The sequence below is a fragment of the Pseudomonas sp. Irchel 3A7 genome, assembly GCF_900187565.1.
In the GTDB taxonomy this organism is placed as follows: Bacteria; Pseudomonadota; Gammaproteobacteria; order Pseudomonadales; family Pseudomonadaceae; genus Aquipseudomonas.
The window spans coordinates 72,311-91,726 of the sequence record NZ_FYED01000001.1; the positions used below are offsets into that span (position 1 = coordinate 72,311).

General features: G+C 60.3%; 20 protein-coding genes. 14 read left to right on the top strand and 6 right to left on the bottom strand.

Going from position 1 to position 19,416, the window contains the following annotated elements; genetic code table 11:
* The first annotated feature begins 81 nt into the window (after positions 1 to 81).
* Both CKW21_RS00350 and CKW21_RS00355 read left to right on the top strand, forming a co-directional pair.
* Positions 82 to 2,859 (top strand): hybrid sensor histidine kinase/response regulator, encoded by a 2,778-nt coding sequence (locus tag CKW21_RS00350; protein ID WP_095192048.1) that lies wholly within the window; start codon positions 82 to 84, stop codon positions 2,857 to 2,859.
* Between the two features lie 63 nt (positions 2,860 to 2,922).
* Positions 2,923 to 3,519, top strand: coding sequence for a MarC family protein (locus tag CKW21_RS00355; RefSeq protein WP_095192049.1), 597 nt, complete (start codon positions 2,923 to 2,925; stop codon positions 3,517 to 3,519).
* A 75-nt stretch (positions 3,520 to 3,594) separates the two neighbouring features.
* Here CKW21_RS00355 and CKW21_RS00360 read toward each other — a convergent pair whose 3' ends face one another.
* The 6 genes from CKW21_RS00360 to cobG all read right to left on the bottom strand — a co-directional run bounded on the left by CKW21_RS00360 (position 3,595) and on the right by cobG (position 9,680).
* On the bottom strand, positions 3,595 to 4,245 hold the full coding sequence (locus CKW21_RS00360; protein WP_095192050.1) for a hypothetical protein: 651 nt from the start codon (positions 4,243 to 4,245) through the stop codon (positions 3,595 to 3,597).
* A gap of 64 nt (positions 4,246 to 4,309) precedes the next feature.
* Positions 4,310 to 5,119 (bottom strand): hypothetical protein, encoded by an 810-nt coding sequence (locus CKW21_RS00365; protein WP_095192051.1) that lies wholly within the window; start codon positions 5,117 to 5,119, stop codon positions 4,310 to 4,312.
* 200 nt (positions 5,120 to 5,319) lie between these two features.
* Positions 5,320 to 7,023, bottom strand: coding sequence for a precorrin-3B C(17)-methyltransferase (gene cobJ, locus CKW21_RS00370; RefSeq protein ID WP_095192052.1), 1,704 nt, complete (start codon positions 7,021 to 7,023; stop codon positions 5,320 to 5,322).
* Complete coding sequence (locus CKW21_RS00375; protein ID WP_095192469.1) at positions 7,023 to 7,754, bottom strand: precorrin-2 C(20)-methyltransferase; 732 nt, start codon at positions 7,752 to 7,754, stop codon at positions 7,023 to 7,025. Before CKW21_RS00375 ends, cobJ begins: the two co-directional genes overlap by 1 nt.
* Positions 7,754 to 8,380: a precorrin-8X methylmutase gene (locus CKW21_RS00380; protein ID WP_095192053.1), complete on the bottom strand. Its 627-nt coding sequence runs from the start codon at positions 8,378 to 8,380 to the stop codon at positions 7,754 to 7,756. The genes CKW21_RS00375 and CKW21_RS00380 overlap by 1 nt, the downstream gene beginning before the upstream one ends.
* Complete coding sequence (gene cobG / locus CKW21_RS00385; RefSeq protein WP_305885255.1) at positions 8,373 to 9,680, bottom strand: precorrin-3B synthase; 1,308 nt, start codon at positions 9,678 to 9,680, stop codon at positions 8,373 to 8,375. The genes CKW21_RS00380 and cobG overlap by 8 nt, the downstream gene beginning before the upstream one ends.
* 131 nt (positions 9,681 to 9,811) lie before the next feature.
* Here cobG and cbiE point away from each other — a divergent pair, with 131 nt between their 5' ends.
* The 12 genes from cbiE (at position 9,812) to CKW21_RS00445 (ending at position 19,415) form a co-directional block, all read left to right on the top strand.
* The gene (gene cbiE, locus CKW21_RS00390) at positions 9,812 to 11,023 is read left to right on the top strand and encodes a precorrin-6y C5,15-methyltransferase (decarboxylating) subunit CbiE (RefSeq protein ID WP_095192055.1); all 1,212 of its coding nucleotides are present in this window, start codon (positions 9,812 to 9,814) and stop codon (positions 11,021 to 11,023) included.
* On the top strand, positions 11,016 to 12,113 hold the full coding sequence (locus CKW21_RS00395; protein ID WP_095192056.1) for a cobalt-precorrin-5B (C(1))-methyltransferase: 1,098 nt from the start codon (positions 11,016 to 11,018) through the stop codon (positions 12,111 to 12,113). The genes cbiE and CKW21_RS00395 overlap by 8 nt, the downstream gene beginning before the upstream one ends.
* A complete protein-coding gene (locus CKW21_RS00400; RefSeq protein ID WP_095192057.1) occupies positions 12,110 to 12,835 on the top strand; it encodes a cobalt-precorrin-6A reductase in 726 nt (241 codons plus the stop codon). The genes CKW21_RS00395 and CKW21_RS00400 overlap by 4 nt, the downstream gene beginning before the upstream one ends.
* 56 nt (positions 12,836 to 12,891) lie before the next feature.
* The gene (locus tag CKW21_RS00405) at positions 12,892 to 13,227 is read left to right on the top strand and encodes a type II toxin-antitoxin system RelE/ParE family toxin (RefSeq protein ID WP_095192058.1); all 336 of its coding nucleotides are present in this window, start codon (positions 12,892 to 12,894) and stop codon (positions 13,225 to 13,227) included.
* Positions 13,228 to 13,231: 4 nt separating this feature from the next.
* A complete protein-coding gene (locus tag CKW21_RS00410) occupies positions 13,232 to 13,555 on the top strand; it encodes a DNA-binding protein (RefSeq protein WP_095192059.1) in 324 nt (107 codons plus the stop codon).
* A 117-nt stretch (positions 13,556 to 13,672) separates the two neighbouring features.
* Complete coding sequence (locus CKW21_RS00415) at positions 13,673 to 14,071, top strand: DUF2946 domain-containing protein (protein ID WP_095192060.1); 399 nt, start codon at positions 13,673 to 13,675, stop codon at positions 14,069 to 14,071.
* A gap of 48 nt (positions 14,072 to 14,119) precedes the next feature.
* On the top strand, positions 14,120 to 14,599 hold the full coding sequence (locus CKW21_RS00420; RefSeq protein ID WP_095192061.1) for a copper chaperone PCu(A)C: 480 nt from the start codon (positions 14,120 to 14,122) through the stop codon (positions 14,597 to 14,599).
* A 20-nt stretch (positions 14,600 to 14,619) separates the two neighbouring features.
* The gene (locus CKW21_RS00425; RefSeq protein ID WP_095192062.1) at positions 14,620 to 15,060 is read left to right on the top strand and encodes a DUF2946 domain-containing protein; all 441 of its coding nucleotides are present in this window, start codon (positions 14,620 to 14,622) and stop codon (positions 15,058 to 15,060) included.
* Between the two features lie 47 nt (positions 15,061 to 15,107).
* A complete protein-coding gene (locus CKW21_RS00430; RefSeq protein ID WP_095192063.1) occupies positions 15,108 to 16,487 on the top strand; it encodes a PepSY domain-containing protein in 1,380 nt (459 codons plus the stop codon).
* 188 nt (positions 16,488 to 16,675) lie between these two features.
* Positions 16,676 to 17,464: an ABC transporter ATP-binding protein gene (locus tag CKW21_RS00435; protein ID WP_095192064.1), complete on the top strand. Its 789-nt coding sequence runs from the start codon at positions 16,676 to 16,678 to the stop codon at positions 17,462 to 17,464.
* Positions 17,461 to 18,408 (top strand): ABC transporter substrate-binding protein, encoded by a 948-nt coding sequence (locus tag CKW21_RS00440; protein WP_095192065.1) that lies wholly within the window; start codon positions 17,461 to 17,463, stop codon positions 18,406 to 18,408. Before CKW21_RS00435 ends, CKW21_RS00440 begins: the two co-directional genes overlap by 4 nt.
* A complete protein-coding gene (locus tag CKW21_RS00445; protein WP_095192066.1) occupies positions 18,405 to 19,415 on the top strand; it encodes an iron ABC transporter permease in 1,011 nt (336 codons plus the stop codon). The genes CKW21_RS00440 and CKW21_RS00445 overlap by 4 nt, the downstream gene beginning before the upstream one ends.
* The last annotated feature ends 1 nt before the right edge of the window (position 19,416 follow it).

The following is a 19,416-nucleotide window of genomic DNA, read 5'->3' on the forward strand; positions in this document are numbered from 1 at the left end:
CAAGGGCTTTAGGCTCTTGCCTGACTATTCCGACGCCGCGCATAGTTATACTCTGGCATCAACCTACGAAGGGATTTCGCCGTGCGCTGGCTCAGGATTGCCATAGGTTTCACTGTCACTCTGCTGACTTTGCTCTGCATGCTCCCGGCTCAGGCCGCGCAAGGCAGTGGCTGGGCGGTATTGCTCGACGAACAGGGCGATCTGCAACTGAGCGACATCCGCTCCCCCCGCTACACCAATCAATTCAGCCCTATCGAACTCGACCGCCTCACCGCAGCCGAACCCGACGGCGCGCTCTGGCTACGTTTTCGCCTTGCACCCGGCAACCATGAACAATTGCTGCGAGTGTTCGCGCCCGACCTGCAGCAACTCAATATGTATGTGCTGGACGGCGACAAGCTGATCGAGCAATCGAACACGGGCAACAAGCAGCCACAGGCTGACCGGCCACTGCCCAGCAGCGACTTCATGCTGCCGTTGCCGCAAAGCGAAAAACCCCTGGACGTTTACCTGCGACTGGTTTCCGAACACCAGTTGCGACCCTATGTAACCCTGCAAGCGGCGATCATTACCGCAGCCAGTCAAAACCAGACGCTGGTCTATGGTTTGCTGTTGGGCTGCATCGGCATGCTGATCCTGCACAACCTCATCCGTTACGCCTACACCCGCTCGCGCAGCAGCCTCTGGCTGGCGGCATGCGAAGCTTTGTTGATGCTCAGCCTGGTGCTGTTGTTGAATCTGGCGGGCACCTGGCTGCCAAACTGGCAAGCCGTGCAGACGCCCGGTGCTTACCTCGCCTTGTTACTGACAGCCCCCTGCGGCCTGATGTTCGCGTATCGTTTCTTCGCTCCCCTTGGCTCACACCCGCTGAACAAGCTGTTACTGGGTGACATCCTGCTCATCACGATCGGCGGTCTGTTGCTGCTGTTCGTCAACACGCTGCCGTTGAATATCATTACCTACGGTCTGGTCGCGCTGGCAGGCCTGAGCATGCTGTTCGTCAGCGCGTTTCACTGGCAGAAAGGTTATCGCCCGGCGCGGTTGTTCGTGGCAGCCATGGTGGTGTTCAACCTCGGTACGCTGATCATTCTCCCCGCCCTGCTGGGGCTGACCCTGATCGAACCCCATGGCCTGATCACCACGCTTCTGGCGTTCATCTGCATCAGTGGCCTGCTGATGAGCATTGCCTTGAGCGAGCGCCAGCGTCGGATCACTGAAGACCGCTTCAGCATCAGCCGCGATCTGGCGGCCAGCAACGCCGAGATCAACGCCAAGGCCGAATTCCTGGCAAAGATCAGCCACGAGATACGTACCCCGATGAATGGCGTGCTGGGCATGACCGAGTTGTTGCTGGGTACGCCACTCTCGGTCAAGCAACGTGACTATGTACAGACCATCCACAGCGCCGGCAACGAACTGCTCACGTTGATCAACGAAATCCTCGACATATCCAAACTCGAATCCGGGCAAATCGAACTCGACGATGTGCAGTTCGACCTCAACGCGCTGATCGAAGACTGCCTGAGTATCTTCCGCGCCAAGGCCGAACAACAGAACGTCGAGCTGATCAGCTTCATCCAGCCACAAGTACCGCGGGTCATCAGCGGTGACCCGACGCGGCTGCGCCAGACCCTGTTGAGCCTTCTTGAAAACGCCCTGAAGAAAACCGATGAAGGCGAAGTCCTGATCGTCGTCGCGCTCGACGAGCGCAGTGCCAAACCGCGTCTGCGAATCGCCGTGCAGGACAGTGGCGAACCCATGGACGCAGAAGAGCGCGATGCGCTGATGCATGCAGAACTGCACAGCAAAAACTTCCTTTCGACCAACCGGCTGGGCGGCAATCTGGGGCTGGTGATTGCCCGCCAGCTGATTCGCTTGATGCAGGGCGAGTTCGGCATCAAGAGTGGCAGCAACCAGGGCAGCACCCTGTGGCTGACCTTGCCGCTTGATCCTGATCGCCTCGAACACCCGACCTCCGACCTTGACGGCCCGCTGCAAGGCGCACGGGTATTGGTGGTGGATGACAATGACACCTGTCGCAAGGTTTTGGTGCAGCAGTGCAGCGCCTGGGGCCTGAACGTCAGCGCCGTTCCGTCCGGCAAGGAAGCGTTGGCACTGCTGCGCACCAAAGCGCATTTGCGCGACTATTTCGACGTGGTCCTGCTGGACCAGAACATGCCCGGCATGACCGGCATGCAGCTGGCCGCCAAGATCAAGGAAGACCCGAGCCTGAACCACGACATCCTGCTGATCATGCTCACCGGCATCAGCAATGCACCGAGCAAAATCATCGCACGCAACTCGGGGATCAAACGCATCCTCGCCAAACCGGTGGCCGGCTACACCCTCAAGACGACCCTGGCCGACGAGCTGACCCAACGCAACAAGGGGCTCGCGGTCATGCAGCAATTGCCATCCGGCACGCCCATGCCGATCAAGGTGCCCAGCGATTTCCGCATTCTTGTGGCCGAAGACAACAGCATCTCGACCAAAGTTATCCGCGGCATGCTGGGCAAACTCAACCTGCAACCGGATACCGCCAGCAATGGTGAAGAGGCCCTGCAGGCAATGAAGGCCCAGCGTTATGACCTGGTACTGATGGATTGCGAGATGCCGATCCTCGACGGTTTCTCGGCCACCCAGCAATTGCGCGCATGGGAAGTGGGCAACCAGCGGATCCGTACGCCGGTGGTGGCGTTGACCGCTCATATCCTCGCCGAGCATAAGGAGCGCGCGCGCCAGGCCGGCATGGACGGGCACATGGCCAAGCCGGTCGAACTCTCGCAGTTGCGTGAACTGATCGAACATTGGGTTGCCCAACGTGACCTGCAGACCCGCACGGCAACACCTACGTCCTGAGCCGACAGACCCCGCAACGCCTGATAGACTCCCCTCGACTTCCCTCGCCAGTGAGCCTGCACCATGCTCCATGTGTTGTTCAGTGTTTACCTGAAGATGCTGGTGCTCTACAGCCCATTCTTCGTGTTGTCCTGCTTCATCAGCCTGACCCGCGGTTACTCGCGCAAGGAACAACGTCGACTGGCCTGGAAAGTGGCGATCGCCACATTAGTCTCCAGCGTCTTGTTATACCTGTTCGGCCGGGTGATTTTCAGCGTCTTCGGCATCACCGTTGACGCGTTCCGAATTGGTGCCGGTAGCGTGCTGTTCATCTCGGCGCTGGGCATGGCTCAGGGCAAGTCGGCGGTGCAAACCGACAACGTGCAGCAGGACGTGACCATCGTTCCGCTGACCATCCCGCTGACGGTCGGCCCCGGCACCATCGGTGCCTTGTTAGTGATGGGCGTGAGCCAGCCGCATTGGGACGACAAGCTCATGGCCATTATCAGTATTGCCCTGGCCAGCTTTACTGTCGGCGTTGTGCTGTACCTGTCCAACCGCATCGAACGCATTCTCGGCGATCAAGGGCTGCAGATCGTCAGCCGGTTGATGGGGTTGTTCGTGTGCGCGTTGGCGGCGCAGATCATCTTTACCGGCGTCCGGGGTTATCTGGTGTCCTGACGGACCGGAATGCAACTGCAACAAAAAAGGCCTTGTCGGTTGAGACAAGGCCTTTTTTTGTTGCCCGGCAAATGATCAGCGCTTGAGCTTGCGCACGAGGAGCCTGTCGGAGTAAGTCTCGATTTTCTCGTGCACCCGCGCACGGTAATTATCAAAGACCTCGCGATTGAAGGCATAGACGCCACCATCCGGGATAATCAGCACCTCTTTGTCATACTCACTCCAGAAAAAGAAGTCCTGCTCAGTCACCGTGGTGCTGTAGCGCATGCCAAAAAGGCAGATGATCGTTTCACCCGATTCGAGGCGCTCGCAAGGCGCGCACTTGAGAATCCCCATACCGCCTCGCGCTACGTTACCGCGGAAAAACTCCCATGCGAATTCGTCCAGCTTCAAGGCTCTGTAGGTATCTACAACAATCTGCCTCAGTCGTTCAGAGCCCAGACGACCAATCATGGTAAGGCCGACGCTCAGCAATTGGCGAACATCCGACACCCGGAACGGTTCGGAGGGAACAATGGTTTTCAGAGTGAAACCGGCCTTCAACAATCGCCCCTGATAGTAATCGAACCAGACTTTCTTCGACACTTGCCCTGGGTACTTATCGTTTGCCGCCAGTTCGGCATATAACAGACAATCCTGTATATCCTGTTGGTCCCGCACGTTTACAGCTGAATCGAAAGATAACAGGCACCCCCCCACGACAACAGCATTTGAAAAAGCCGGCATTTATACACCTCACGCCACAAACTCCAACAATCGACAGACAACATCTAAAGCCCTCGCCGCGCGATCAGCCGACTAAGTTTTTGAATAACTCATCACCAAACTGATCAATATAATCGTAAACCTGTTGGCGCTTGCGATTAAAAGCACGCCTGTTAAACTTTCGAATACCGGCCGCTTGAAAAAGATGCACACCTTGAGTATTGAAAGTAAAGAACAAAAAATCACCGTCGTAGTGCGTACTGTAGACGTCCAACCCGCCCATGACCATCGCCATACCGCCATCTGGAGTAACGATGCAGGGAACCGCTTTAAAGCTGACGACCTGGCTGTTCTTGCTTCCCGAGTCGACAATTTTGAGGGCTGCCTTGTCGCCTTTGAGCTTTTCGAAACCACTGGTCACCAAACTCAACACATTACCGGACCCGGCACTGATGACAGTCTGCAGGACCTGAAGCAGCGCTTCATTCATGGTCAGCGTCAGCGTTTTTGAATCGTATTTTTTGCGAGTGTAGCTTTCGGTCACCCAGCCAATTGCGGTCAACGCTTCGTTATAGGCGTTGTAACGCTGTTCCTGGGAGCTGCCGGCGGGCAGTTTGCGCACGACGGCTTCAGCAAAGGCCTGGCTATCGAGTGCATCTTGCTTGTCATCCCCGGAAAGACGCTCGTCGAACACTACAAGGGATGGACCGACAACGGAGGCACTGTGCTCTTGCGTCGGGTGAGGAGGAGCAACATCAAGTGCTGCACTGAAACTTCTGGCACGCGGACGAGACGGAGTTTCAGCCAACTGGGCCTCAATCCGTTCAAAATAGGTGTCCTGTATTAATGAATCAAAGGGCAAGTCCGCCGAACCATTGGCAACTGGGTAATACATAGCAAAGCTCCTTAGTTAACAGTTCACCGCTCCATGCGGTAAACCAAACTAAAACATGCAAACCCAACTTTCAATTCAACCTTCAACAGCAACCAATACTATTAATTACCAAAAATCAGACACAACCAAAAACCTCTAAAAAAATTAGAGATGATCATTTTTTATAGATAAGCGCGGCCCCGGAGTGAGGCCGCCATGACTCAACTACCCGGCTTGTTGCCGTACCAGCGCGGGGTATATACCCATTCTCCGCCCTCGACACGAGGAAACACGCAGGTCGTGGAGGAGCCGATCAGCACCATGGTGCGCATATCGACTTGATCGGGAGTCAACTGCCCGAGCGTGGTAACGCGCAAGGTCTGGCCCGGACGACCAATGTCCCGCCCCAACACGACCGGTGTCTGAAGCTCGCGGTGACGGGCAACGATTTCAAGCGCCTGCCCAAGTTGCCATGGACGTGAACGCGAAATCGGATTGTAGAACGCCAGGGCCAGGTCGGCTTGAGCCGCCAGATCCAGTCGCTGCTCGATGATCGACCAGGGCTTGAGGTTGTCCGACAGCGACAGCACACAGAAGTCATGCCCCAACGGCGCACCGGCCTGGGCAGCCGTCGCCAGTGAAGCGGAGACCCCTGGCAGGATTTCCAGATCAACGTTGTGCCACGCCGCATCGGTGGACTCATGCAGTGCTTCGAGCACGGCAGCGGCCATGGCAAAAACCCCCGGATCACCAGAGGACACCACCACCACCGACCGCCCTTGCGCCGCCAGTTCGAAGGCATGGCGTGCACGCTGCATCTCTTCGCGGTTATCGGTGCAATGCAGAACCTGATCGTCGCGGAAGGGTCCGGCCATGCGCACGTAAGTTTCATACCCCAGCACATCATTGGCGCGAGCCAGTTCAGCCTTAACCGCCGGCACCATCAGCTCGGCAGCGCCCGGCCCCAGACCGATCACAGCCAGACGTCCCCGCGCCCGGCCGATCTGCAACGGGTCCAGCGGCTGTTCGGCGACCGCAATGGCAACGGTGCCGTCACCCCGTATGGATACAGGTTGCCCTACAGCATTGCGGGCCAGCTCAACAATATCCATTTCAGCATTGGCAAATCGCAATGGCACACCCAACTCTAGCGCTGCTTCACGCAGCGCCGGGCTGGCCATTTCGGTATCGACCGCCAACAGGCAAGCCAGCGATTGCACAGCGACACCGGCCTGATGCAACGCCACGCGAACCACGCTCGGCAAATCTGCAATGCCAGCACTGACCGCCACCAACACACTGCGTGGATAGATCAACAATTCGTTGGCCGCCGGCGTACGTTCGGCAGGACTGACATGAACCGCCAGCCGCGCCTGGGCATCCTCAGGTAATTGCGCTTGCGCCAGCCACGGTGCCGAGCCTTCGATGCGTACCGTTTCACCGGCCAGCAAATCGGAAACAAAACGCTTGCCCAGCTCCAGATCAGCCAACGCATAGCCGCTTGGCGGGTTGAGCAGGCAAGTGCCAAAACGCAATTCACCGCTGGTGGTAATGGCCGGCGCAACATCGAGATGTGCGGCGATCTCCCGCGCCATCACATTCACGCCGCCAAGCCCTCCGAGCAACGGCACCACCGCGCTGCCGTCTTCAGCCACGGCCAGCACTGGAGGCTCAACGCCTTTTTCCAGCAGCAGAGGCGCCAGTGTGCGGATCACGATACCGGCAGCGCACAGGGCGATGATCGGCGTATCCCGTTGATAAAGCTCGCGCAGAGTCGCGCCGAACTCGTGGTAGTCACGGTCCGCGCCATCAACGCGCTCGACCAGGCCATGGATCAGTGCACCGGGATAGCGCTTTTGAATATTGCGTGCGGTGGCGAGGCTGCCATTGCCGAGAATGACAATCGCCGGAACTGGACGAGTCATCAGCCTTGCCACCTTTCGCCGGGAACGATGATCAGCGAAAAATACGGCGAGGACATCGGCTCGACCTGATCCAGCGGCACGATTTTCTGGTTGGCCATGGTCGCGCGCTCGACGTAAAGCGCCCGCTCGGCCAACCCGAGTTCTTCCAGTACCTGGCGAACCTTGGGAAAGTTGCGTCCCAGTTTCATGATCACGGCGGCATCGGCATCGGCCAAGCGGCGCTTGAGTTCGTCATGGGGCAGTACGCCGGACAACACCGACAGGCTCTGATTGCGATACACCAGCGGCGCACCGAGTACCGAAGCACCACCGAGCATCGAGCAGACACCCGGCACCACTTGAGCCTGATAACGCTCGGCAAGCCGGTCGTGCAGGTACATGTAGGAACCGTAGAAGAACGGATCGCCTTCACAGATCACGGCGACATCGCGACCCGCGTCCAGATGCACGGCCAGCTGTTCGCCGGCGGCATCGTAGAAATCACTGATCACTTGCTCGTAGGACAGCGGCGCCGGCAATGCCTCGGTGGTGACCGGGTAAACCAGCGGCAGCAAGGTCTGTGCATCCTGCAGATGCGCCTCGATGATGCCAAAAGCATTACCCTTCTTTCCCTTGGCGACGAAGTACGCCACCACTGGCGACTCACGCAACAGGCGCAAGGCTTTGACAGTAATCAGTTCCGGATCACCCGGGCCGACGCCAAGGCCGATCAAACGTCCAGGTTGTTGCATCATTCGATCTCCGTGGCGAGGGCATTGACGGCGGCGGCGGCCATGGCGCTTCCGCCCAGGCGACCTTGCATGATGACGAAAGGCACGCCACGGCTGTCCGCCGCGAGCATCGCCTTGGATTCGGCGGCGCCGACAAAACCCACCGGGAAGCCGAGAATCAGCGCTGGCTTCGGTGCGCCGGCATCGAGCATTTCCAGCAAATAGAACAGAGCCGTCGGTGCATTGCCGATCACCACCACACTGCCTTCCAGATGCGGACGCCACAGTTCCAGCGCGGCGGCGGAACGGGTGTTGCCCAACTCGCGGGCAAGTGTAGGAACGCTCTCATCGCGCAGGGTGCAGATAACCCGGTTGTTCGCCGGCAAGCGTGCGCGGGTGATGCCTTCGGACACCATTCGCGCATCACACAGAATCGGCGCACCAGCCGCCAGCGCATCGCGCCCGGCCTTGCCCGCGCCTTCGGAAAACTGCAAGCCGTCGATGGCGTCGACCATGCCGCAGGCGTGAATCACCCGAACCGCGAGTTTTTCCAGATCGGCCGGGATTCGCCCGAGGTTGGCCTCGGCGCGAATGATCGCGAAGGAGTTGCGATAGATCTCCTGACCGTCGCGGATGTAATCAAGCATCAAGGGGGCTCCGTGAGCGGGCGTCGAGCAAGGCCGCGACCGCTTCAATAGTAAGGTTGCGTGCGTGCAGGGCGCCGAAACCGGGCTGCGCTGCATCGCGAAAATAGAGATCGTAGTGACCGGCTGAGACGGCCAGCAAGGTAATTGGCGCGATGTGCGCGGCAGCGCACGAACGCGGGCAACCCGATAAGTGCACATTCGGTGCATGACCGTTGCGTTGCATGAGCGCCGCCAGTTGCCGGGCATCGCCCTTGGTATCGGCCAGGCCTTTGCCGCATCCGGTCGAACCGGTGCAGGCAATCAGGTGTGCCAAGGCGTCATCAGCAGAACAACGCAAACCCGCCCTCTCAAGACGCTGGATAACGTCGCGAGCATCGTCGGCATGGACACCGGGCAACAACAGGCTTTGCCAGGGAGTAAATCGCAGGCTGCCGTCCCCCCTTTCACGGGCAAGCTGTGCAGCGCTTCCGAGCATGGCAGGGTCGAGGCGACCCAAGGGCGGCACGGCGCCAACGTAGACACGCTCAGCCTCGCGTTGCGGATGAGCGCCGATGTGCAGGGCAGTCGAGCGGATATCGTGTCGGCGACTCGAAGCAGGCATCAATGGCACCCGTTCGGCCAACGCCGCGAGAAACCTGTCGAGTGAGCATTCGCCGAGCAGGTGACGCATGCGTGTCTGATCCGGACGCGCCCATTCAAGAAACAGATCAAGCACTGCGACCACCAACCCGTGGCCATGTTCCAGCAGCACCGAGCCCACAGGCGGGTCCAGAGGGCATCCCGCCAGACCGAAGGCAAAAACCGTCTGGCCCTCTCCCTCCGTGGCGGACAGCCACAGATCATGGGGATGCTCAAGCATTGCCAGGCCTTCGCCGCCATCGAGTTGCACGGCAAACTTGGCACTGAGGTCGTGAAAGCGTTCGTCGCCCTGGAGCGTGGCCAGGATCTGCTCGGCCAATGGGCGCGTGTCGCACAGCATTTGCCGATCAATGCCGGCACCGGGGCTGAGCATCAGATTGCGCACATCGTCGCCAGCGGCGCTACTGGGTCCCAATCCGCTGGCCATGAGGCTGTCGATCAAGGCCCCATGCTCACGGCCAATGCCGCGAATTTGCAGATTGGCGCGGTTGGTCGCCTCGATCACTCCCCCGGCGAATCGCTCGGCAGCATTGGCCACCGCTTCGGCCTGAGCTGCGCTGATCGAACCGCCATTCAACTTGATCCGGCAAATACCGCCGTCCAGTGCCTGGACGATACGCAGCAACCCCGGGCAGGCCGAGGGGCGTAAGGCGGTGGACATCGGGCGTTCGTTCAAGGGCGGGACCGGGAATGTGGGAAAGGCGCTTCGCAAGCAAAGGCGCGGTATTATGCCTGCTTTGTTCGACGGCATGAAAAGCCTGCCCGTCGGAACAGCGTGTTTGAGGAATATAGATGTCGCCCTGGCTGACAGTAGTGGGAATCGGTGAAGACGGCTTCAAGGGCCTGGGCAAAAACGCCCGGCACGCTTTGTTGAACGCTTCGCGGATTATTGGTGCGCAACGGCAACTGGATTTGTTGCCGTCCTGCATCCGTGGTGAACGGCAATTGTGGCCCAGTCCTTTCTCCCTTGAACCGGTATTGGCGCGGCGTGGCGAACCTGTCTGTGTCCTCGGCAGTGGCGATCCGATGTTCTTCGGGGTGGGCGCCAGTCTCGCCCGACAACTGTCCGACGATGAAATGCTGATTCTGCCGGCCCCCTCTTCCTGCTCGCTCGCCGCCGCCCGAATGGGTTGGCCCTTGCAGGAGGTGGTCACCCTTTCTGTGGTGGCCCGCCCTATCGCCGCGCTCAACGCCCAGTTGTTCAGCGGCGTACGCTTGTTGGTGCTGAGCAACGACGGCGGCAGCCCCGCCGCCATTGCCGCGTTGTTGCGTGAGCGTGGTTTCGGCCCGAGCCGCATCACCGTACTGGAACATCTGGGCGGAGAAGCCGAGCGGCGTGTCGATGGCATCGCCAGCGACTGGGCCGATTGCGCCATTGCCGACTTGAACCTGATCGCCATCGACTGCATCGCTGAACCGAATACGCCACGCCTGTCACGCCTGGCCGGTCTGCCGGATTCGGCGTTCAAGCATGACGGCCAACTGACCAAGCGCGACGTACGCGCGATCACCCTCGCGCGCCTGGCCCCGGTGCCTGGCGAGCTGTTGTGGGACGTCGGCGCCGGCAGCGGCTCGATCGGCATCGAATGGATGCGCGCCCACCCGAGTTGCCGGGCGCTGGCCATCGAGGCCGATGACGGGCGACAACAGTTGATCGAGTACAACCGCGATGCCCTCGGCGTTCCCGGCCTGCAACTGATTCGCGGCCGCGCGCCGCAAGCCCTCGACGGACTCGAACGGCCGGACGCCATTTTCATCGGCGGTGGCGTCACCCGTGAAGGCGTACTGGACAGCTGCTGGGCTGCCCTCAAACCCGGTGGCCGGCTGATCGCCAACGCGGTCACCCTGCAAAGTGAAGTGACACTGATGGCATGGCGTGAACAGCACGGTGGAGAGCTGACGCGCATCCATATCGCCCAGGCGCAACCGCTGGGTGACTTCGATACCTGGCGCCAGGCATTGCCGATTACCTTGCTGGATCTGACGAAACCTTTCGATGCGTGACGAAACCGCCGAACAACCCGCGCCACTGCGTAGTGGCCTGACCACGGGCAGTTGCGCCACGGCAACCAGCCTCGCGGCGGCTCGCCTGTTGCTCGCGGGCACGGCAGCAGACGCGGTGGAAGTCATATTGCCCAAAGGCAAACAGGTGCAGATGCGCCTGGAGTTCTGTCGACTGACGGGCGACAGTGCCGAGGCCGGCACGATCAAGGATGCCGGCGACGACCCCGACGTCACCCACGGCGCGCTGCTCTATAGCCAGGTGCGACTGCGCACCGAGCCGGGTATCGGTTTCAATGCCGGTCGCGGGGTCGGCACCGTGACCCGCCCCGGGCTGGTGTTGGGCGTCGGCGAACCGGCGATCAACCCGGTGCCGCGCAAAATGATCACCGATCACCTGACCCGGCTCGCCGACGAGCTGGGCTATGGCGGCGGTTTCGATGTCACGGTCAATGTCGAAAACGGTGAGGCCCTGGCACTCAAAACCATGAACCCGCGCCTGGGGATTCTCGGCGGCCTGTCGATCCTCGGCACCAGCGGCATTGTCCGGCCGTTCTCCTGTGCGGCCTACATTGCCTCGATCCACCAGGGCATCGATGTGGCGAAAACCAACGGTTACCTGCACATCGCCGCCTGCACCGGCAACGCCAGCGAAGACACCATGCGCCGGGTCTACAACCTGCCGGAAATCGCCTTGATTGAAATGGGCGATTTCGTCGGCGCGGTACTCAAACATCTGCGCAAGGTGCCGGTGGATAAACTCAGTCTTTGTGGCGGCTTCGGCAAGATCAGCAAACTCGCCGCCGGGCACATGGACTTGCACAGTCGACACTCGAGCATCGACCTGCCGCAACTGGCCGATTGGGCCGCGGCAGTCGGCGCCGATACGGCGTTGCAGCAAGGCATCCGCGAGGCCAACACCAGTCAACAAGCCCTGGCCATGGCCAGCGCCGCCGGCATCGCCCTCGGTGACGCGGTGTGCCAGCACGCTTTGGACTTTGCCCGCAGTGTGGTGCCTTCGCAGGTTCAGGTCGAAGTGTTTGCCATCGATCGCCAGGGCGGGATCGTGGGCCATGCCGGAGCATTCCAATGAAACGCATTCTGTTGCTGGGCGGTGTGACCGAGGCCCTGGCCATCGCCCGCACCCTCGGCCCTGAACACATCTACAGCCTGGCCGGTATCGGTCGGGTGCCAACGGACCTGACCTGTCAGGTCCGCGTCGGCGGCTATGGCGGCGCCGAGGGCCTGGCGCAGTTCATCCGTGACCAACGGATCGACCTGCTGCTGGATGCCACGCACCCCTACGCGGCCCAAATCAGCCAGAACGCCGCCAGCGCTGCGCACCTGAACGGGATTGTGTGCTGGGCGCTGCGGCGTCCGGCGTGGCAACCACAGGCCGGGGACGACTGGCGCGAGGTCAACGATTGGGCCGAACTGATCGAGGCCCTGAAGCCCTTTCGGCGGCCATTGTTCACCCTGGGCCGCGAGCCCTTGCAACATCTCGACGAAATCCCTGCACATCAATTCTGGACCTTGCGCGCATTGGACGTGTACCCGGGCAACGAACGCTGCGAAGTCATCGGCGCGCGTGGACCGTTCCTTATCGAAGATGAACGTGAGTTGTTCGAACGCCGACAGATCGACGTACTGATCAGCAAGAACAGCGGCGGTACCGCGACTGAACCGAAGCTGGAAGTGGCGCGTGAGCGTGGGGTGCCGGTGTTGGTGTTGAAGCGGCCGGTGTTGCCGGGGGTTGAGCGGGAGTTTCTGACGCTTGGGGAAACACTTGTTGCGTTGGCGGACTTCGCTCAGTAAGGCAGGATCATTGGCTTGCATGAACAGTAACCTATTTGTTACCTTCAGGGCCGTCTGTGATCACACTCGAAGAATACTTGCAGGACAATGAAACAAGCCCCTTCGGACGCTGGTTTTCCACCTTGAATGTGCAGGCCGCGCTTAAAGTATCCAATGCGTTGATTCGACTGGAGTTCGGCAATACGTCCAACATCAAGTGGTTCGAAGGTCTGGGCGAGTACCGAATAAATTGGGGGCCCGGCTACAGAATCTATCTTGTTCAAGAGGGCAAACGCCTGATCATACTTTTCGGTGGAGGCGACAAGTCCACCCAAAAAGCCGACATCAAACAGGCCAAAATACTGATTGCCGAATTTCGAGCCCGAAAAAAAGCTGACCGCCCCCGGAGATAAAGTCATGGCGCTCACCCGAAGCTACAAACACACGATCGCCGAGCGTGCCCAGCGTGACCCTGAGTTCGCCCAGGCATTGTTGGATGAGGCTGCTACTCTGTTTCTTAACGGCGAACCTGAAATGGCCAGGATCATTTTGCGTGATCTCATCAACGCCACTGTCGGGTTCGAAGGACTGGCAAAGGAAACGGCGAAACCCAGTAAAAGTTTGCATCGAATGTTGTCTGCAAAAGGCAACCCAAGCATGGACAACCTGGCCGCGATCTTCGCCGTAATTCGCGCTACGCTTGGGGTGAATATGCAAGTTCATGCGGTACGTGCGCACTGAGAGCTTAAAATCCAGACAATTTTTACTGCGACACCACACCGCACGCCGCTTTTTTACTTATCGGCATTGATCAGGCTAAATAGCCGCGCCTGATCGCCCACCCAATGGATCTGTCCCATGTCCCGTCAACGGCTCGCAATTGCCTGGATAGCCTGCTTCGCAGTGCTGTTCAACCTGCTCGCCATGCCGATGACCGGAGCGATGGCGCAGTCGGCGAAGTCGCCCGCCGAGCAGTTGTTGTGGGGGAGTTTCTGTTCATCCAGCGGCACCAAGATGGTTGCGATATCGCTGGGCGGCATCGAGCAGAAAGCCCCGCAAAACGACGATCATTCCAATATGCAGCATTGCTGGTGCTGTTCAGGTTCCGCGCCGTTGGTGGCACTGCCCGGACATGTACCGCAGCTGTATTTCGCGCAGTTCGACGCCAATCGAAGCCTGCCCCCCGCCTCACTCAATACACCGACGCCGCGCCAGCAATGGCCGAGCCTCAACCCCCGCGCATCCCCTCTGGTGTGATTCTTTCTCGCAATTGACCTGCGTTTTGAATCGCTCTGGAGAACCATCATGCTGAACAAACTCATCGTTGTGGCTGCGTTGTTGCTGCCTGCCTGCTTTGCCAATGCCCACGAATACAAGGTCGGGGAGCTGGACATCGCTCATCCCTGGTCGCAGGAGTTACCGCCGAACGCGCCGAACGTCGCGGCCTATTTCGTGATTCACAACGAAGGCAAATCCGCCGACCGGCTGCTCAGTGTCGACTCGCCCATTGCCGGTGAAGCGCAACTGCACGAACACGTGATGCAAAACGACCTGATGAAAATGCAGCACGTGCCCAGCGTGGAAATCCCTGCCGGTGGCGAAGTCACGTTTGCGCCAATGGCTTACCACGTGATGCTGCTGAACCTTAAAGACCGTAGCCTGCTGAGCGACGGCAAGCGCTTCCCGCTGACCCTGAACTTCGAGAAATCCGGTGACGTGACGGTCGAAGTGACGGTGCAGAAGCAGGCGCCTGAAGGCACGCAAAAGCACGCGCACGTTCAGTAATCGGCCGAGCGAAAACGCCCATGCGCCCGTTCAGCGCCAGGTCATCCAGCCCCCGTCGTCAGTCATCGAGCCTGACACGCGGCAGCTGGGTCAGCCTGTTCGCCATGTTGATGATCTTTATCGGACCGCTGGTTTCCCAGTCGATGCCGATGGACGCGCGCGCGGCCATGAGCCTGTCGATGGACATGTCCATGGATATGTCGGCAATGGAGCACGCCGATCACGGCGCACAACCGAACGCCGAGCACTGCCCGCCGCAAGCCGGACATCACGCCATCTGGGAAAAATGCGGCTATTGCAGCCTGTTGTTCAATTGCCCGGCGCTCACCGGTGGCGTGTCATTCACCGCGTTCGACACACCGCCCGCCAGTACTTTCACTTCCCCTTCCCCGCACCTGGGCCATGCCCGACAAACCTTTTTCCCCGGTGCCCGAACCCGCGCCCCACCTATCGTCACGTAGACCCGCACCCCATAACTAAAAGATCCGAGCCACGCGGAGCACACGTGATGAAACAGCCCAAAGTGAATTTCTACAACCTGGCATGGCGCTGGCATTTCTATGCCGGATTGTTCGTTGCGCCATTCATGGTGATGCTGGCCCTGACCGGCACCATTTACCTGTTCAAGCCGCAACTCGACTCGCTGATGTACAGCAGCCTGCTCAACGTCCCGGCCGGTCATCACAGCATCCCGGCCGACGACCTGCTGCAGCGGGTAAAAGCGGCTTATCCCCAAGGACAGGTCACGCAATACCTGCCGCCGGTGAATGCCGAGCGCAGCGCTCAATTCGTGGTCGCGAATGCCGGCCAGGAGTTGAACGTGTTCGTCGACCCTTACCACGGCGACATCCTCGGCGAGCAAGACGCCAAGAAAAACCTGCAAGCGATCGCCCGGGCGATACACGGCGAACTGATGATCGGCACCGTGGGTGATCGACTGATAGAACTGGCCGCCGGTTGGGGCGTGGTGCTGGTGGTGTCCGGGGTGTTCCTGTGGTGGCCACGCGGCCAGGCCGCCGGCATTCTGTGGCCACGCCTGAACAGTCGTGGTCGGGTGTTGTGGCGCGACCTGCACGCGGTGACCGGATTCTGGGGCGCATCCCTGCTGCTGGTCATGCTGCTCAGCGGCATGACCTGGACCGGTTTCTGGGGCAAGCAATACGCCCAGGTGTGGAACGTGTTCCCGACGGCGATGTGGGATGACGTGCCGAAGTCCGATGTCGAAGCCCGCAGCCTCAACACCGCGACTCGCCAGACGGTGCCATGGGCCATGGAAAACACGCCGATGCCGATGTCCGGCGACCATGCCGAACACATGGCCCACGGTGGTGCGCAAGCCGGCCCGGCCGCGCCGACCATCAGCCTGCAGGACGTGCAAAACATCGCCACGCAGGGCAAGGTCGAGCCGGGGTACAGCATCACCTTGCCGACCACCGCGACCGGCGTGTTCACCATCGCGGTATTCGCCGATGACCCGCGCAACGACGCCACCCTGCATGTCGATCAGTACAGCGGCAAGGTGCTGGCCGACGTGCGCTATGAGCAATACGGTGCCGTCGCCCGCGCCACGGAAATCGGCGTGATGCTGCACGAAGGCAAGATGTTCGGCGTGGTCAATCAGATCGTCGTGCTGCTGATCTGCCTGATGATTCTGCTCAGCGCCGTCAGCGGCGTGGTGATCTGGTGGAAACGTCGCCCACAAGGCAAATTCGGCGTGCCGCCGTTGCGTCACGACCTGCCGAAATGGAAAACCGCGATGGTCATCATGTTTGCCCTGGCGGTGGCGTTCCCATTGGTGGGCGCTTCGCTGGTGGTGGTCTGGCTGCTCGACAAACTGCTGTTGTCGCGCTTCACCCGACAAACTGAAAGCGCCTCACCTTCATCATGAATCAGGCGAGATGCGCAGGATTGGAGGCGCTGGAAACTTCCCGCGCATTTCTGTCGTCCGGCTTTTCTCCTGACCTTCAGACCGCCTTCGCGAGCAGGCTCGATCCCACATTTGATCGCATTTCAATGTGGGAGCGAGCCTGCTCGCGAAGGCGGCATCCGTTACACCGAATACTTCAGAGTAAAAGCATGACCTCGCTGAACCTCACAAACCTCACCTGGTCCCCCCTGGGCCACGGTCACTGTCATCACCAGTTCCGGTTGCGTGATGCCTCGCTTCACGTGGCCGCCGGTGAGTTCGTCGGCTTGATCGGCCCCAACGGCAGCGGCAAGACCAGCCTGCTGCGTTGTGCGTGGCGCTTCAGCAAACCGGAAAGCGGCGAGATCAGGCTCGATCACCACAACGTCTGGCAACAGTCATCACGCTGGAGTGCGCAACGCATCGCCGTGGTATTGCAGGAGTTTCCCGATGCCTTCGGCCTGACCGTCGACGAAGTGGTCGCCATGGGCCGCACGCCGCACAAAGGCCTGTTCGATGGCGATACCCTGGAAGATCGAAACCTCGTAACCCGAGCCTTGGAATCGGTCGGCCTCAAGGGCTTCGAAGATCATGCCTTCTCCACCCTTTCCGGCGGAGAAAAGCAGCGCGTGATTCTTGCCCGCGCCCTGGCCCAGCAGCCGCAATTGCTGATCCTCGACGAACCGACCAACCACCTCGACCCGCGTTATCAACTTGAGCTGTTGCAGTTGGTCAAGCGCCTGAAGATCGGCACCCTGGCGAGCATCCACGACCTCAATCTCGCCGCAGCCTTCTGCGATCGACTGTACGTGATCAACCACGGTCGCATCGTCGCCAGCGGCACGCCGAAAGAAGTCCTGACCACCGAATTACTGCGCAACGTATTCGGCGTCGAAGCGCTGATCGATGAGCACCCCTTGCATGGCTACCCTCGAATTACCTGGATAACCCAACCATGACCTTGCGTCCCCTGCTGTACCTTTCCTTGCTGCTGGGCAGCGCCCAGGCGTTTGCCGAAGCCACCCACTACCCGCTGACGATTCAGAGTTGCAACCGCGCTGTGACCTTCCAGCAAGCACCCAAACATGCCGTCAGCCACGATATCAACATGACCCAGATGATGCTCGCCCTCGGCCTCAAACCGCAGATGGCCGGTTACAGCGGTGTGTCTGGCTGGAAGTCAGTGACGCCCGAGATGCACGGCATCCTCGACGGATTGCCTGAACTGGCGGCCAAGTATCCGTCGGTGGAAACCCTGCTCAATGCCAACGTCGATTTCTTCTTCGCCGGGTGGGATTACGGCATGCGCGTGGGCGGTGATCTCACGCCGCAAACCCTGCAACCATTGGGCATCAACGTCTACGAGCTGACCGAGTCCTGCGCCTTTGTAATGAAGCGTCCACCGGCGACGCTGGAAGACACGTACAACGACCTGCGCAACCTCGGGAAAATCTTCGACGTGCAGGATCGCGCCAATGCCGTGATCAGTCAGATGCAGGTGCAAGTCGCCGTGATTCGCAAAAACCTGCCCGCCGACAAGCCACGGGTGTTCCTGTACGACAGCGGCGAAGACCGGGCCATGACCTCGGGTCGCCTGGGCATGCCGCAAGCGCTGATCGACGCGGCCGGCGGACGCAACGTGCTCGATGATGTCGAGGCGAGCTGGACCCGGGTCAATTGGGAGAATGTGGTCGAGCGCAATCCGCAGGTGATCGTGATCGTCGATTACGGCGAAGTCACCGCCGATCAGAAGGTGCAGTTCTTGCTTGATAACAAGGCGCTGCAATCGGTGGATGCCATCAAGCATCGGCGCTTCATCGTCATCCCTTACGTGCAGGCCACGCCGGGCATCGACAACGTGCTCGCGGTCGCCACGTTGGCCAAGGGTTTCCACGGCGAATGATCAATCGTCGCTACGCCTTGTTGCTGATGGCCCTCGGCGCGCTGTTGCTGGTGTCGTGCGTGGTGTCGCTGGGTTTCGGCCCCGCGCGGGTGCCGGTGGACGTCGTGTGGCGAATTCTGCAGCACAAGCTGTTCGGTTTCGGCGTGCCCGACTGGAGCGCCGGGCAGGAGCACATCGTCTGGCTGATCCGCGTGCCGCGCATGCTGCTCGGTGCGTTGGTGGGTGCCGGGCTGGCGCTGATCGGCGCGGTGTTGCAAGCAGTGACGCGCAACCCGCTGGCTGATCCGCATTTGCTCGGGGTCACGTCCGGCGCCACCCTCGGCGCGGTGATCGTGGTGCTGCATGTGGGTGAAATTGTCGGCCTGTTGACCTTGCCCATCGCCGCCTTTATCGGTGCTCTATTGAGCATGTTGGTGGTGCTAATGATCGCCAGCCGCAACGGTCGGCTGGACAGTGATCGCCTGCTGCTGTGCGGCGTAGCGGTGTCGTTCGTGATGATGGCGATTGCCAACCTGCTGTTGTTTCTCGGCGATCACCGCGCCAGTTCCGCGGTGATGTTCTGGATGCTCGGCGGGCTCGGGCTGGCGCGCTGGGAACTGCTCGCCGTGCCGGCTGCCAGCGTGTTGTTCGGCCTGGTGTTGCTGCTGGGTATGGCGCGGTCGTTGAACGCCTTGATGGCGGGCGAGCAGACGGCGGTGACACTGGGGTTGAACGCCCGAACGGTACGATTGTGGGTGTTCGTGATCGCCTCGCTGATGACCGGGGTGCTGGTGTCCATCAGCGGCGCGATTGGTTTTGTCGGACTGATGGTGCCGCATATTGCGCGGCGCCTGGTTGGGGCCGAACACCGGCGGTTGCTGCCGGTGTGCGTGTTGCTTGGCAGCGTGTTTCTGGTTTGGGTCGACGTTGCCGCACGAACAATGATTGCCCCCGAAGACTTGCCCATCGGCGTCGCCACCGCAGCCATCGGCGGGCTATTCTTCATCGGCCTGATGCGCAACAGATGAG

What these genes read in the sequence shown, in the direction of transcription:
- CKW21_RS00355 (WP_095192049.1), top strand. Translation starts at nt 2,923, where the DNA reads ATGCTCCATGTGTTGTTCAGTGTTTACCTGAAGATGCTGGTGCTCTAC.
- CKW21_RS00360 (WP_095192050.1), bottom strand. Translation starts at nt 4,245, where the DNA reads ATGCCGGCTTTTTCAAATGCTGTTGTCGTGGGGGGGTGCCTGTTATCT.
- CKW21_RS00365 (WP_095192051.1), bottom strand. Translation starts at nt 5,119, where the DNA reads ATGTATTACCCAGTTGCCAATGGTTCGGCGGACTTGCCCTTTGATTCA.
- cobJ (WP_095192052.1), bottom strand. Translation starts at nt 7,023, where the DNA reads ATGACTCGTCCAGTTCCGGCGATTGTCATTCTCGGCAATGGCAGCCTC.
- CKW21_RS00375 (WP_095192469.1), bottom strand. Translation starts at nt 7,754, where the DNA reads ATGCAACAACCTGGACGTTTGATCGGCCTTGGCGTCGGCCCGGGTGAT.
- CKW21_RS00380 (WP_095192053.1), bottom strand. Translation starts at nt 8,380, where the DNA reads ATGCTTGATTACATCCGCGACGGTCAGGAGATCTATCGCAACTCCTTC.
- cobG (WP_305885255.1), bottom strand. Translation starts at nt 9,680, where the DNA reads ATGTCCACCGCCTTACGCCCCTCGGCCTGCCCGGGGTTGCTGCGTATC.
- cbiE (WP_095192055.1), top strand. Translation starts at nt 9,812, where the DNA reads ATGTCGCCCTGGCTGACAGTAGTGGGAATCGGTGAAGACGGCTTCAAG.
- CKW21_RS00395 (WP_095192056.1), top strand. Translation starts at nt 11,016, where the DNA reads ATGCGTGACGAAACCGCCGAACAACCCGCGCCACTGCGTAGTGGCCTG.
- CKW21_RS00400 (WP_095192057.1), top strand. Translation starts at nt 12,110, where the DNA reads ATGAAACGCATTCTGTTGCTGGGCGGTGTGACCGAGGCCCTGGCCATC.
- CKW21_RS00410 (WP_095192059.1), top strand. Translation starts at nt 13,232, where the DNA reads ATGGCGCTCACCCGAAGCTACAAACACACGATCGCCGAGCGTGCCCAG.
- CKW21_RS00415 (WP_095192060.1), top strand. Translation starts at nt 13,673, where the DNA reads ATGTCCCGTCAACGGCTCGCAATTGCCTGGATAGCCTGCTTCGCAGTG.
- CKW21_RS00420 (WP_095192061.1), top strand. Translation starts at nt 14,120, where the DNA reads ATGCTGAACAAACTCATCGTTGTGGCTGCGTTGTTGCTGCCTGCCTGC.
- CKW21_RS00425 (WP_095192062.1), top strand. Translation starts at nt 14,620, where the DNA reads ATGCGCCCGTTCAGCGCCAGGTCATCCAGCCCCCGTCGTCAGTCATCG.
- CKW21_RS00430 (WP_095192063.1), top strand. Translation starts at nt 15,108, where the DNA reads ATGAAACAGCCCAAAGTGAATTTCTACAACCTGGCATGGCGCTGGCAT.
- CKW21_RS00435 (WP_095192064.1), top strand. Translation starts at nt 16,676, where the DNA reads ATGACCTCGCTGAACCTCACAAACCTCACCTGGTCCCCCCTGGGCCAC.
- CKW21_RS00440 (WP_095192065.1), top strand. Translation starts at nt 17,461, where the DNA reads ATGACCTTGCGTCCCCTGCTGTACCTTTCCTTGCTGCTGGGCAGCGCC.
- CKW21_RS00445 (WP_095192066.1), top strand. Translation starts at nt 18,405, where the DNA reads ATGATCAATCGTCGCTACGCCTTGTTGCTGATGGCCCTCGGCGCGCTG.